The following is a 13,667-nucleotide window of genomic DNA, read 5'->3' as shown; positions in this document are numbered from 1 at the left end:
GCATTGGAACCACCTGATCCCATCCCGAACTCAGCAGTGAAACGATGCATCGCCGATGGTAGTGTGGGGTTTCCCCATGTGAGAGTAGGTCATCGTCAAGATTAAATTCCAGAACCCCTGTTTGCTTACGCAGACAGGGGTTTTGTTTTGGGCGGTTGGAAAGGGTCAAGTGGCTCATCGGACGGCCTTCAGTGCTAAAGTCCATGCCTCGATTTTGCTTTTGCCAAGGAAGCCGTTATGCCGGATGCGATGCCTCTCAGCGCAGGATTCATGGTGGTTCACGGTAACCGCCTGGACGAACTGCGCAGCCTAGTGGTCAGTTGGATGCGCCGTTATCCCCTGGCCCCTCTGGAAAATGAAATCGCCCTGGTCCAGAGCAACGGCATCGCCCAATGGCTCAAGCTGGCCCTGGCCGAAGATCCGGACGATGACGACATGGGCGGCTGCGGCATTGCTGCGGCGATCGACGTGCAACTGCCCGGCAGCTTCATGTGGCAGCTCTATCGCATGGTCCTGGGGCGCGACGAGATCCCGCCCAAATCCCTGCTCGATAAAGCCCCGCTGACCTGGCGCCTGATGCGCCTGCTCCCCGAGCTGATCAATCAACCGCACTTCGAGCCGCTGCAGCGCTTCCTCACGGACGACTCCGACCTGCGCAAACGCTACCAACTCGCCGAGCGATTGGCCGACCTGTTCGACCAATACCAGGTCTACCGCGCCGACTGGCTGGAAGATTGGGCCGCCGGCCGCCATCAACTGCGTAACGGCCGCGGCGAATCCAAACCCCTCGACCCCGCCAACTGCTGGCAAGCCGAGTTATGGCGCGCCCTACTGCTGGATGTGGGCGAAGCCGGCATGGCGCAAAGCCGTGCCGGTGTGCATCAGCGCTTTATCGAACGGATCAATAGCCTTGAGCAAGCGCCGCCAGGGCTGCCTTCCCGAGTGATTGTTTTCGGCATTTCCTCATTGCCCGCCCAAGCACTCGAAGCGCTCGCCGGCCTGGCGCGCTTCAGTCAGGTCCTGCTCTGCGTCCACAACCCCTGTCGCCACCACTGGTCCGACATCGTGGCCGACAAGGACTTGCTGCGTAACGAATACAAACGCCAGGCACGCAAAGCCGGCATGCCGGTCACCATCGACCCGCAAACCCTGCACCAGCATGCTCACCCGTTGCTCGCCGCCTGGGGCAAACAAGGTCGCGACTACATCAGCCTGCTCGACAGCTACGACGATCCCAACAGCTACCGCGCTGCCTTCCGCGACGGCCGCATCGACCTGTTCAGCGACGGCGAACCGACCACACTGCTCAACCAGCTCCAAGACGATATCCTCGAACTGCGCCCGCTCAACGAAACCCGCGACCTCTGGCCCGCCGTCGATCTGCAGCGCGATACCTCGATCCGCTTTCACATCGCCCACAGCGCCCAACGCGAAGTGGAAATCCTCCACGACCAATTGCTCCAACGCTTCAGCGCCGATCCGGCGTTGCGTCCCCGCGACATCATCGTCATGGTCCCCGACGTCGACAGTTACGCGCCGCACATTCGCGCGGTGTTCGGCCAGTTGGACCGCAATGACCCGCGCTTCATCCCCTTCACCCTCACCGACCAGGGCCAACGCGGCCGCGACCCGCTGTTGATCGCTGTCGAACACCTGCTCAAGCTCCCCGACAGCCGCTTCCCGGTCAGTGAAATCCTCGACCTGCTCGACGTCCCGGCCCTGCGCGAACGCTTCGCCATCAAGGAGCGCGACCTGCCGACGCTGCATCGCTGGATCGAAGGCGCCGGCATCCGCTGGGGCCTCAATGCCGAACAGCGCGCCGGTCTTGGCCTGCCCCACGAGCTGGAGCAAAACAGCTGGCGATTTGGTTTGCGCCGTATGCTGCTCGGTTATGCCGTGGGCACGGGTGTCGCCTGTGACGGCATCGAGCCCTACGACGAAATCGGCGGCCTCGACGCGGCCTTGATCGGCCCGCTGGTCGCGTTGCTCGACGCACTCAGCGACGCCCACCAAGCCTTGTCGCAACCTGCGGCTCCACAAGAATGGGGCGAGCGCCTGCAACGCTTGATGCAGCTGTTTTTCCTGCCCAGCAGCGAACACGACGACTACCTGTTGGGCCAGCTCGAACAGCTCCGCGAAACCTGGCTGGAAACCTGCGAATCCGTCGGCCTGCAGGACGAGTTACCGCTCACCGTAGTCCGCGAGGCATGGCTAGCCGGTCTCGACCAAGGGCGCCTGTCCCAGCGCTTCCTCGCCGGAGCTGTCCATTTCTGCACCCTGATGCCGATGCGCGCGATCCCGTTCAAGCTGGTCTGCCTGCTCGGCATGAATGACGGCGACTACCCACGCGCCCAACCACCGCTGGATTTCGACCTGATGGGCAGCGACTACCGCCCCGGCGACCGCTCACGCCGCGAAGACGACCGCTACCTGCTGCTCGAAGCCCTGTTGTCAGCCCGCGACCAGCTCTATATCAGCTGGGTCGGCCGCAGCATTCGCGACAACAGCGAGCGCCCGGCGTCGGTATTGATCGGCCAACTGCGTGATCATCTCGCCAGCGGCTGGCAGCCAAGCCAAAGCGACACACCGCTGCTTGACGCGATGACCCAGGAACACCCGCTCCAACCCTTCAGCGCACGCTATTTTCACGCCGGTGACCCGCTGTTCAGCTACGCCCGCGAATGGCAGTTGCTGCACGAAATCACGGATGCGCCGCCAGACAACACCGAACTGGCGGCCCATCGACAGGAAGAACCCCTGAGCCTCGGCCAGTTGCAGGACTTCTTGCGCAACCCGGTCAAACACTTCTTCAGCCAGCGTCTGAAAGTATTCTTCGAGGCTGCCGAAGTGCCGCTGGCCGATGAGGAACCCTTTGTCCTCGACGCCCTGCAACGCTACAGCCTGAGCGACAGCCTGCTGAACGCCGCGCTGAGCCAGCCCGATCATGTCGACCAGGCGCTCGCCGCCCAGGCCCGTCGCCTGCAAGGCAGTGGCCTGCTGCCCATGGTTGGTTTCGGCGAGTGTCTGCGCAACGAACTGATCGAGCCCTTGCCCGGCCTGCTGCAACGCTATCAACAACTGCTGGCCCTCTGGCCCACTCCGCACACCGGCGCGGAACCGATCAGTTTCGAGCATCAAGGCATTCAGCTCGAAGGCTGGATCAGCGGCCTGCATCGGCGCAGTGATGGCGGATTGTTGAGCGTCACCACCATCCCCAACAGCATCGGCTCGATCAAGACCCGCAAGTGGCATCGGCTGATTCGCCCGTGGGTCAACCACTTGGTCGCCTGCGCCTGCGGCCTGCCGTTGAGTACCGCGCTGGTGGCCAGCGACGACACCTTGTTGCTGGTCCCGTTGGAACCCTCCAGCGCCCAGGACATCCTCGGCGACCTGCTGCTGGCCTGGCACGTCGGCATGGCCAAACCGCTGCCCGTCGCGGTTAAAACCGCGTTCGCCTGGCTCGGTCAGACCGACCCGGCCAAAGCTGCGGCGGCCGCGAGCAAAGCCTACGAAGGTGATGGCATCAACACTGATGGCGAGCGCCGCGAAAGCCCCGCGCTGACCCGGCAATTCCCCGACTATGCGGCCCTGGTGGCCAGCGAAGCATTCGAAGGCTGGTGCGAAACCTTATACCGGCCCCTGATCAACGCCGCCTGGCGATCACTCACTGGCGAGGAGGCCGGCGCATGAGCAGCAAACCCTTGGCCCTGGCCTTCCCGCTCAAAGGCAGCCAGCTGATTGAAGCCAGCGCCGGCACCGGCAAGACCTTCACCATTTCCGCCCTGTACCTGCGCCTGGTGCTCGGCCACGGTGGCGATGACGCCGGCTTCGGCCGCGAACTGCTGCCGCCGCAGATCCTCGTGGTGACCTTCACCGACGCCGCCACCAAGGAACTGCGCGAACGCATCCGCATCCGCCTGGCCGAAGCCGCGCGGTTCTTTCGCGATGAGATCCAACAGCCCGACGCCCTGATCGCCGAACTGCGCGATCAATACCCGCCTGCGCAATGGCCGGCCTGCGCCAACCGTCTGGACATCGCCGCGCAATGGATGGACGAAGCCGCCGTTTCTACCATCCACAGTTGGTGCCAGCGCATGCTGCGCGAACACGCCTTCGACAGCGGCAGCCTGTTCACCCAGACCCTGGAAACCGACCACAGCGACCTGCTCGGCGAAGTGCTGCGCGACTACTGGCGGCTGTTTTGCTACCCGATGCACGACGATGCGCTCAACTGGGTGCGCAACAACTGGGGTGGCCCGGCTGCGCTGATGCCACGGGTGCGCGCGCTGTTTGGCAGCGAACGGCCCAGCGGCGAAAGCCGCGAGCCGGCCGAGTTGATCACTGCGTGCCTGCAAGAACGCCGCGCCGCCCTGGTCGCCCTCAAGGCGCCGTGGCCGCAATGGGCCGACGAGTTGCGTGAGATCTGCCTGCAAGCCGTCGCCGCCAAAGCCGTCGATGGGCGCAAGATGCAAGCGCGTTACTTCGAACCCTGGTTCGAAAAGATCAGCGCCTGGGCCGCGGACGAATCCCTCGAACAACTGGACATCGGCACCGGCTTCACCCGCCTGACCCCGGACGGCATGGCCGAAGCCTGGAAGGGCGAGCCGCCGCACCACCCGGGCATCGACGCCATGGCCAGCCTCAAGGCCAGCCTGGATGCGCTGCCCACCCCCGACGCCGCTGTGTTGCAACACGCCGCCGCGTGGGTCGGCAAACGCTTCGAAGATGAAAAACGCCGGCGCGCCGAAATGGGCTTCGACGACATGCTGATCCGCCTCAACGCCGCCCTGCAAACCGACGGCGGCGAGCGTCTGGCCAGCGTGATCCGCGAACAGTTCCCGGTCGCCCTGATCGACGAGTTCCAGGACACCGACCCGGTGCAATACAGCATCTTCGACAGCATCTACCGCATCGAAGAAAACCACCTCGACAGCGGCCTGTTCCTGATCGGCGACCCCAAGCAGGCGATCTACGCCTTCCGTGGCGCCGACATCTACACCTACCTGCGCGCGCGCCAATCCACCACCGGCCGGCATCACACCCTGGGCACCAACTTCCGCTCCAGCCACGCGATGGTCGAGGCGGTCAACCATGTGTTCCAGCGTGCGGAAACCGGGCGTGGCGCGTTTCTGTTCCGTAAGCCGAGTGGCGAAAACCCGGTGCCGTTCCAGCCGGTGCTGTCCCAAGGCCGCAAGGAGCAACTGCAGGTCGAGGGTCAGACGCTGCCCGCGCTGAACCTCTGGCACCTGCCCACCGATCAGCCGATTTCCAACGCGGTTTATCGCCAGCAACTGGCGGCGGCCTGCGCCACACAGATTGTCGAATTGCTCAACGGCGGGCAGCAAGGCCGCGCTGGTTTCCTACACGCCGACGGCAGCTTCGATGGCGTGTTGCCGTCGGACATCGCCATCCTCGTGCGCGACGGCAAGGAAGCCCAAGCCGTGCGCGGCGAGTTGGCCGCCCGTGGCGTGCGCAGCGTGTACCTGTCGGACAAGGACTCGGTGTTCGCCGCCCAAGAGGCGCACGACCTGCTGGCCTGGCTCAAGGCCTGTGCCGAACCGGACGTCGAACGCCCGCTGCGCGCCGCGCTGGCTTGCGTCACCTTGAACCTGTCACTGCCGGAACTTGAGCGTCTGAACCAGGACGAACTGGCGTGGGAAAGCCGCGTGATGCAGTTCCGTGGCTACCGCGCGATCTGGCGCAGCCAAGGCGTGCTGCCGATGCTGCGTCGCCTGCTGCACGACTTCAAACTGCCGCAAACCCTGATCGCCCGCAGCGATGGCGAGCGCGTGCTGACCAACCTGTTGCACCTCAGCGAACTGCTGCAACAGGCGGCCTCCGAACTGGACGGCGAACAGGCCTTGATCCGCCACCTGGCCGAACACCTCGCGCTGTCGGGGCAGGCCGGTGAAGAACAGATCCTGCGCCTGGAAAGCGACGAGCAACTGGTCAAGGTGGTGACCATCCACAAATCCAAGGGCCTGGAATACGACCTGGTGTTCCTGCCCTTCATCTGCTCGGCCAAACCGGTGGATGGCAGCCGCTTGCCGCTGCATTACCACGATGCCAACGGCAAGTCGCAGGTGAGCCTGCGCCCGACCACCGAGTTGATCGCCCAGGCCGATGACGAGCGCCTGGCGGAAGATCTGCGTCTGTTCTACGTCGCCCTGACCCGCGCCAAACATGCGTGCTGGCTGGGCATTGCCGACCTCAAGCGCGGCAACAACAGCAGCTCGGTGCTGCACCTGTCGGCGCTGGGCTATTTGCTCGGTGCCGGCGCCGCGTTGGCGGAGTCCGCCGGCCTGGCGCGCTGGTTGCTGGACCTGCAGGCAGGCTGTGCCGCCGTGCATTACGCGCCGATGCCCGAAGCCCACGCCAGCGTCTTCCACCCGCCGCGTAACGAAGCCACGCTGCTCGCGCCCTTGCTGCCCAAACGCAAGGCCGCGGAAAACTGGTGGATCGCGTCCTACAGCGCCTTGCGCATCGGCGACAGCATGAGCGCCGCCAACCTTGAAGCGCCGGAAAGCCCGCAAGCCCAGAAGCTGTTCGACGACGAACGCCTCGACCCTGACGCACCGCGTGAAGCGGCTGCGTCTGGCAGCGATATTCACCGTTTCCCACGCGGCCCTAACCCCGGCACCTTCCTCCATGGTCTGCTGGAGTGGGCGGGCGAAGACGGCTTCGACGTGACCCCGCAGGCTATCGAAAAGGCCGTGGGCGCGCGCTGCAACCGCCGCAACTGGGAAGGCTGGATCATCACCCTCAGCGGTTGGCTCGGCCATCTGCTGCAAACACCGCTGCCGCTGGATAACGATCAGGTCACGCTCAGCGGCCTGCAGCACTACCAGATCGAAATGGAGTTCTGGTTCGCTAGCCATAAAGTCGACGTGCTCGCCCTCGACAAACTGGTGTGCCAGTACACCCACAACGGCGTCTCCCGCGTCGCAGCGGAACCGGTGTTGCTCAACGGCATGTTCAAAGGCTTCATCGACCTGACCTTCGAGCACGACGGCCGTTACTACGTGGCCGACTACAAATCCAACTGGCTCGGCCCCGATGATTCGGCCTACACCCAGGACGCCATGGAACAGTCGATCCTTGAGCATCGGTACGACCTGCAATACGTGCTTTACCTGCTGGCCCTGCATCGCCAACTCAAGGCGCGCCTGCCGGATTACGACTACGACCGCCATGTCGGCGGCGCGCTCTATCTGTTCCTGCGCGGCACTCGGGCCGCCAGCCAGGGGGCGTACTTCACGCGGCCGCCACGGGCGCTGATCGAGAGCCTGGACCTGATGTTCCAAGGCCAATCGTTACCGCCCAAGGCTGAGCCCGCCTGGGAACAAGGAGTGTTGCTATGAGCCTGTCGCCGTTACCGCTGGAGGCACTGATGCCCCTCAGCCGCGCCGCCGATCTGGTGCAACTGTTCGAACGTTGGGTCGAGCGTGGCTGGCTGCGCGCGCTGGATAAGGCGTTCGTCGGCTTTCTGCACGAACTCGACCCGCAGGCCGCCCCCTTGGTGTTGCTGGCCGCGGCCCTGACCAGCCATCAACTGGGCCACGGCCATGTGTGCCTGGACCTGTTCGAGACCCTCAAGGCACCGGATTTCGCCCTGTCCCTGCCGCCGGAAGGCGACCTGCAAACCGGCACCATGCTGCTGCCGTCGCAACTGCTCGCGGGCCTGGACGGCGCGCATTGGTGCCACGCCCTGGCCGCCAGCCCCTTGGTCGCGTTGGCCGTCGACGGCAGCGAGGCCGCGCAAAGTCGCCCGTTGGTGCTGTCCGGCAAACGCTTGTACCTGCGCCGCTATTGGACCTACGAACGGCGCATCGACACGGCCTTGCGCCTGCGCCTGGCCACAGCAGAAAGCCTCGCCGCCGATCTGCCCCAGCGCCTGAACGGCCTGTTCGACCAAGCGCCGCCCGATGGCGTGATCGACTGGCAGAAACTCGCCTGCGCCCTGGCCACTCGCGGGGCGTTCAGTATCGTCACCGGCGGCCCCGGCACCGGCAAGACCACCACCGTGGTGCGCTTGCTCGCGCTGTTGCAGGCGCCGGCCGTGGAAGCCGGCAGCCCGTTGCGCATTCGTCTGGCGGCGCCCACCGGTAAAGCCGCCGCACGGCTTACCGAGTCCATCAGCCAGCAAGTGCTGTCGTTGAATGTGCCTGACGACGTGCGGGAAAAAATCCCGACCCAGGTCACCACCGTCCACCGCCTGCTCGGCAGCCGCCCGGGCACCCGCCACTTCCGTCATCACCTGGGCAATCCATTGCCGCTGGATGTGCTGGTGGTGGATGAAGCCTCGATGATCGACCTGGAAATGATGGCCAACCTGCTTGATGCCTTGCCGCCCCACGCACGCTTGGTGCTGCTGGGCGACAAGGACCAACTCGCCTCGGTCGAGGCTGGCGCCGTACTCGGCGACCTGTGCCGCGACGCCGAGGCCGGCTGGTACAGCGCCGACACCCGCCGATGGCTGCAAGCGGTCAGCGGTGAAGACCTGGGCAACAGCGGCCTGCAGGAAGACCGCGACGGCAGCCATCCGCTGGCCCAGCAAGTGGTGATGCTGCGCTACTCGCGGCGCTTCGGCGAAGGCAGCGGCATCGGCCAACTGGCGCGTTGGGTCAACCAGCAGAACGCCGAAGAAGCCCGACGGTTACTGACCGCGGGCAGCCACCGCGACCTGTTCTGCGTCAGCCTCAAGGGCGAACACGACCACGCATTGGAACGCCTGGTGCTGGACGGGCCGGGCGATGGCGCCGAGGGCTACCGTGCCTACCTGAACCTGCTGCACGCCGCGCGCCCGTCTCTCGACACCCCGCGTGATGACCCCGCCTGGACCCATTGGGCGCAACAACTGCTGCACGCCTTCGACGCCTTCCAACTGCTCTGCGCCGTGCGCAAGGGCCCTTGGGGCGTGGAAGGGCTGAACCTGCGCATCACCGCCGCCTTGCGCAAAGCGCGGCTGATCGACGGCGACGAGCAGTGGTACGAAGGCCGCCCGGTGCTGATGACCCGCAACGATTACGGCCTGGGCCTGATGAACGGCGACATCGGCATCGCCCTGAAATTGCCCGAAAGCGCCGGCGGCCCCCACGTGTTGCGCGTGGCCTTCCCGCGTAACGACGGCCAGGGCGGCGTGCGCTTTGTGCTGCCCAGCCGGCTCAACGATGTGGAAACCGTGTACGCCATGACCGTGCACAAATCCCAGGGCTCCGAGTTCACCCACACCGCGTTGATCCTGCCGGACGCGCTGAACCCGGTGCTCACCAAAGAACTGATCTACACCGGCATCACCCGCGCCAAGCGCTGGTTCAGCCTGATCGAGCCACGCGGCGGGGTGTTCGAAGAAGCCGTGCGGCGCAAGGTCAAGCGCTTGAGCGGGTTGATGCTGGAGTTGGGGCATGAGCCCGGGAAACCTGACTGATCGGTCATTTGGTATTTCGGATTTGAGTGTCATATTTTTCTGAAAAAATAGCGGGACCCTTCGAGGCGTAGCCTCGCGGGGCTTTCCGCCGCTGTGCTATCGTTGCGGCATCACCCCTCGTTGACACCTGAGAGAATCGCTGCATGAACGTGGCTGTCTCGTCCACAGAGCATCGCTTGAGCTGGAGACGCATGTTACTGGTGGCCGTGCTGTGCCTGCTCGCGCCGCGTGCTTTTGCCCAGACGGCCAGCCCCGTGGGCATGGCCGACTCCCGTGCCCAGGCGGTGACCCAGGTGGTGCTGGGTATCCTCAGTTATGCGCGCTGGCCGGTGGAACCGGCGCAACTGCGCCTGTGCGTCGTCGGGCCGACCCAATACACCGACGACCTGGTCAAAGGCACCACCCAAGCCACCGGTCGCCCGGTGGTGGTGCAGCGCCTGCTGGCCGACAACCCCGATATCGTCAATGCCTGCGACGCTGTGTACATCGGCGAACTCAATACTGATGAGCGCAGCCGCTTGTTTGCGTCATTGATGGGCCACCCGGTGCTGAGCATCAGCGAAGGCGGCGACCAATGCACCGTCGGCAGTCTGTTCTGCCTGCGGGTGGGCGATGAGCAGGTGTCGTTCGAGGTCAACCTCGACTCCGTGGCCCGCAGCGGCGTGCGTATTCACCCCAGCGTGTTGCAGCTGTCGCGCCGTCGAGCGCCTGCGTCATGAGATGGACGAAAGCGCAACCGACCCTGCGCTCGGTCATCGGCCGCGGGCACTTGATCCTGGCGTTGGTGGCGGTGACGCTGGCCAGTGTGTCCTTGACCTTGCTCGGGGTGCTGGCGCTGCGCGTGTATGCCGAGCACAACCTGCACCTGATCGCACGCTCCATCAATTACACCGTGGAAGCGGCGGTGGTGTTCAACGACCGTGCGGCGGCCACCGAAGCCCTCAGCCTGATCGCCTCCACCGAAGAAGTAGCCCAGGCCCAAGTCTTCGACGCCAACGGCCGGCTGCTGGCGCAGTGGCTGCGGCCGGACACCGGGATGTTGTCCCGGGTCGAGCTGCAACTGGCCCATTCTCTGCTCGAACAGCCGATCAGCCAGCCGATCGTTCACCAGGGGCGCACCATCGGCAGCATTCACCTGACCGGTCACGGCGCCAGCCTGTTGCGCTTTTTGCTCAGCGGCCTGGCCGGGATTCTGATCTGCACCGTCCTCAGCGCCTGGGTCGCCGTGCATTTGGCGCGGCGCCTGTTGCAGGGGATTACCGGGCCGTTGCATAGCCTCGCGGCGGTGGCCCACGCCGCGCGCATCGAGCGCGACTTCGACCGCCGCGTGCCACGGGCACAAATCGCCGAACTCGACAGCCTGGGCAACGACTTCAATGCCCTGCTGGAAGAAATGCAAGCCTGGCAAAACCACCTGCAAAGCGAAAACGAAAGCCTTGCCCACCAGGCCAATCACGACAGCCTGACCGGCCTGCCCAACCGCGCGTTCTTCGAAGGCCGCCTGATCCGTGCCCTGCGCAGCGCCGCCAAGGCCAACGAGCGGGTGGCGGTGCTGTTTCTCGACAGTGACCGCTTCAAAGACATCAACGACAACTTCGGTCACGCCGCCGGCGATGCGGTGCTGGTGGCGGTTGCCACGCGCGTGCGCGCGCAATTGCGCGAAGACGACCTGGTGGCACGCCTGGGCGGCGACGAGTTCGCCATCCTGCTCTCGCCGCTGCACAAACTAGAAGATGCCCAGCGCATCGCCGACAAGATCATTGCCAGCATGGACATACCGATTCCGGTGCCGGGCGACACCCACGTGTTGACCTCCCTGAGTATCGGCATCGCCATCTACCCCGATCATGGCGTCACCCCCGGCGCCCTGCTCAACGCCGCCGATGCGGCGATGTACCAGGCCAAACGGTTGTCACTGGGCGGCCAGCAAACGGCGGAGGCGGAGCTCCCCGTCGTCAACGTTCACCACAGGAGTTGATCCCTTGTTCTCGACTGCACGCGTTGTGTTTATCACCTTATTCGTGGCCCTGCTGGCCCTGAGCGGCTGCCAGACACCACCTCCCAAAGGCCTGAGCCCGGCGCAAGTCGCCGTCCTCAAGCAACAAGGCTTCGAACTGACCGACGACGGCTGGGCGTTCGGCTTGTCGGGCAAAGTGCTGTTCGGCAGCGACGTCGAAAGCCTCAACGCCCCCAGCACGGAAATCGTCGAGCGCATCGGCAAGGCATTGCTGGACGTGGGCATCGACCGCGTGCGGGTAGACGGCCACACCGACGCCTCGGGCAAAGAGAGCTATAACCAGCAACTGTCCCTGCGCCGCGCCAAAAGCGTGGCCACGGTGCTGACCCGCGTGGGGATGAAGGAGGAAAATATCCAACTGCGCGGCCTGGGCAGCAGCCAGCCGGTGGCCGCCAACGACACCGCCGCAGGGCGCACCGAGAATCGGCGGGTGTCGATTGTGGTAAGTACCGACTAAGCGACTTCGCCCATTCCAATGTATGAAATGCAATCAAATGTGGGAGGGGGCTTGCCCCCGATGGCGGTGTGTCAGTCAGCATGCATCTGTCTGACCGACCGCTATCGGGGGCAAGCCCCCTCCCACATTTATACCGTGTTCGCTTAACCGCTCGGCGTCAGCGCCTGCGTCAAGTCATCCACCACCGCCTTGCCCATCTCACACAGATAATGCGCCGCCCAGGCGTATTGCTCGCCGCGCACATCCATGGCGGCTTCCATCGCGAGTTTCTTGGCGTAGTAAAGCAGGGTAGAGGCGTGTTCCAGCGCCTCGCCGAGCGGCATGCCCGCGTTGACGCGGAACAGTGGTTTTTCGTTTTCGCCGTAGTCGCCGAAGGTGACGACGCCGAGGGTGGTGAAGGCAGAAAGCGGTGGATCGGGGACGATTTTGGTCATGATCTATACCTGGGAGTTTTAGGAACCACCCATTCATGTCGCTAAACATGAAAGGGTGGCAGCTGTACGCAGGTTAGCGAACCGGACCCAGGACCCGGCAGACCCGAAGATCTCCCACGCACAGCCGCCATAACACGAGAACGAAGAGCACAAAGCTCCTGCCGTTGGGGGCTGTGTCCGGGTTCGGGTCGCTAAACCCGTTCGCCGATTTCAGCGAAGTACGGAGGCTAGTGACTCGCACCCTAAGGCGCAATAGGGTGGAGATTCTCTAGGAATCGTCCTGCAATTTAAAGCGAATCGTCGTTGCTGGCCCTTTAATCCGCAAACCGCATCTCCCGCGTCTCCCCCATCAACAACCCCCGATTCTGCTCCGTCACTTCCCTGATGTAGTCCCACAACAACGTAATCCGTTTCAACTTCCTCAAGTCCTCCCGGCAATACATCCAAAACTGCCGCGTAACCGCAATCTGCTCCCCGAGCACCGGCAATAACCGTGGATCCTGCGCCGCCAAAAAGCACGGCAGAATCGCCATCGACCGTCCTTGCTGCGCCGCCACGTACTGCGCGATCACGCTGGTGCTGCGCAGGCTGGCGCTGGCGCCGGGGACTACGTTGGCCAGGTACAACAGCTCCGAGCTGAAGGCCAGGTCGTCGACGTAGCTGATGAACGGATGCTCGGCCAGATCCGTCGGGCGGTGGATGGGTGGGTGTTGGTCGAGGTAGTCCTGGGTCGCGTACAGCTGCAACTTGTAGTCGCACAGTTTGCAGCACACATACGGCCCGTGTTCCGGGCGTTCCAGGGCGATGACGATGTCGGCTTCGCGCTTGGACAGGCTGATGAAGTGGGGCAGGGGCAGGATGTCGACCGAGATCGCCGGGTAGGTGTCGACGAAGTGGCTCAACTGCGGGGTGACGAAGAAGCTGCCGAAACCTTCGGTGCAGCCCATGCGGACATGCCCGGACAGCGCCACGCCGGAGCCGGAGACTTGTTCGCAGGCCATGTGCAAGGTGCTTTCGATGGATTCGGCGTAGCCGAGCAAGCGCTGGCCTTCGTTGGTGAGGACGAAACCGCTGGTCCGGGATTTTTCGAACAGCAGGGTGCCGAGTGATACTTCCAGTGAACTGATGCGCCGCGACACGGTGGTGTAGTCCACCGCCAGCCGCTTGGCAGCGACGCTGGCCTTGCGGGTGCGGGCCACTTCGAGGAAAAACTTCAGGTCGTCCCAGTTCAGGGAACCCAGTGATGTGATGTTTTTTTGCATATTGGACCGGCTTTTATGTGCGTTCTTATTAGAAGTTTGCACATCTATACTCCAAAAACAGTCCGAACGC

General features: G+C 64.2%; 8 protein-coding genes and 1 rRNA gene. 7 read left to right on the top strand and 2 right to left on the bottom strand.

The window, feature by feature from the left end; all coding sequences use genetic code 11:
* The 7 genes from rrf to INT12_RS24905 all read left to right on the top strand — a co-directional run.
* Nucleotides 1-101: ribosomal RNA gene (gene rrf / locus INT12_RS24935) — 5S ribosomal RNA — on the top strand; the annotation flags it as partial.
* Nucleotides 102-237: 136 nt separating this feature from the next.
* Nucleotides 238-3,690 carry an exodeoxyribonuclease V subunit gamma gene (gene recC, locus INT12_RS24930; protein WP_193059061.1) on the top strand — a complete coding sequence of 1,151 codons (3,453 nt, stop codon included), beginning with the start codon at nt 238-240 and terminating at the stop codon, nt 3,688-3,690.
* Nucleotides 3,687-7,361 (top strand): exodeoxyribonuclease V subunit beta, encoded by a 3,675-nt coding sequence (gene recB, locus INT12_RS24925; RefSeq protein WP_193040537.1) that lies wholly within the window; start codon nt 3,687-3,689, stop codon nt 7,359-7,361. The genes recC and recB overlap by 4 nt, the downstream gene beginning before the upstream one ends.
* A complete protein-coding gene (recD, locus tag INT12_RS24920; protein WP_193040538.1) occupies nt 7,358-9,427 on the top strand; it encodes an exodeoxyribonuclease V subunit alpha in 2,070 nt (689 codons plus the stop codon). Before recB ends, recD begins: the two co-directional genes overlap by 4 nt.
* A gap of 143 nt (nt 9,428-9,570) precedes the next feature.
* A complete protein-coding gene (locus INT12_RS24915) occupies nt 9,571-10,146 on the top strand; it encodes a YfiR family protein (RefSeq protein WP_046382063.1) in 576 nt (191 codons plus the stop codon).
* Complete coding sequence (locus INT12_RS24910) at nt 10,143-11,405, top strand: diguanylate cyclase domain-containing protein (protein WP_046382064.1); 1,263 nt, start codon at nt 10,143-10,145, stop codon at nt 11,403-11,405. Before INT12_RS24915 ends, INT12_RS24910 begins: the two co-directional genes overlap by 4 nt.
* Nucleotides 11,406-11,409: 4 nt before the next feature.
* On the top strand, nt 11,410-11,901 hold the full coding sequence (locus INT12_RS24905) for an OmpA family protein (protein ID WP_046488232.1): 492 nt from the start codon (nt 11,410-11,412) through the stop codon (nt 11,899-11,901).
* Between the two features lie 143 nt (nt 11,902-12,044).
* On the opposite strand, the gene INT12_RS24900 is transcribed toward INT12_RS24905, so the two are convergent.
* The gene (locus INT12_RS24900; protein WP_046382066.1) at nt 12,045-12,335 is read right to left on the bottom strand and encodes a DUF3077 domain-containing protein; all 291 of its coding nucleotides are present in this window, start codon (nt 12,333-12,335) and stop codon (nt 12,045-12,047) included.
* Between the two features lie 314 nt (nt 12,336-12,649).
* On the bottom strand, nt 12,650-13,597 hold the full coding sequence (locus INT12_RS24895) for a LysR family transcriptional regulator (protein WP_046382067.1): 948 nt from the start codon (nt 13,595-13,597) through the stop codon (nt 12,650-12,652).
* Nucleotides 13,598-13,667 lie beyond the last annotated feature (70 nt).

It is taken from the genome of Pseudomonas sp. K8, from assembly GCF_014889455.1.
Taxonomy (GTDB): domain Bacteria; phylum Pseudomonadota; class Gammaproteobacteria; order Pseudomonadales; family Pseudomonadaceae; genus Aquipseudomonas; species Aquipseudomonas veronii.
Note: the sequence above shows the minus strand (reverse complement) of the source record. Positions and strands in the feature narration are given on the sequence as shown.

What these genes read in the sequence shown, in the direction of transcription:
- recC (WP_193059061.1), top strand. Translation starts at nt 238, where the DNA reads ATGCCGGATGCGATGCCTCTCAGCGCAGGATTCATGGTGGTTCACGGT.
- recB (WP_193040537.1), top strand. Translation starts at nt 3,687, where the DNA reads ATGAGCAGCAAACCCTTGGCCCTGGCCTTCCCGCTCAAAGGCAGCCAG.
- recD (WP_193040538.1), top strand. Translation starts at nt 7,358, where the DNA reads ATGAGCCTGTCGCCGTTACCGCTGGAGGCACTGATGCCCCTCAGCCGC.
- INT12_RS24915 (WP_046382063.1), top strand. Translation starts at nt 9,571, where the DNA reads ATGAACGTGGCTGTCTCGTCCACAGAGCATCGCTTGAGCTGGAGACGC.
- INT12_RS24910 (WP_046382064.1), top strand. Translation starts at nt 10,143, where the DNA reads ATGAGATGGACGAAAGCGCAACCGACCCTGCGCTCGGTCATCGGCCGC.
- INT12_RS24900 (WP_046382066.1), bottom strand. Translation starts at nt 12,335, where the DNA reads ATGACCAAAATCGTCCCCGATCCACCGCTTTCTGCCTTCACCACCCTC.
- INT12_RS24895 (WP_046382067.1), bottom strand. Translation starts at nt 13,597, where the DNA reads ATGCAAAAAAACATCACATCACTGGGTTCCCTGAACTGGGACGACCTG.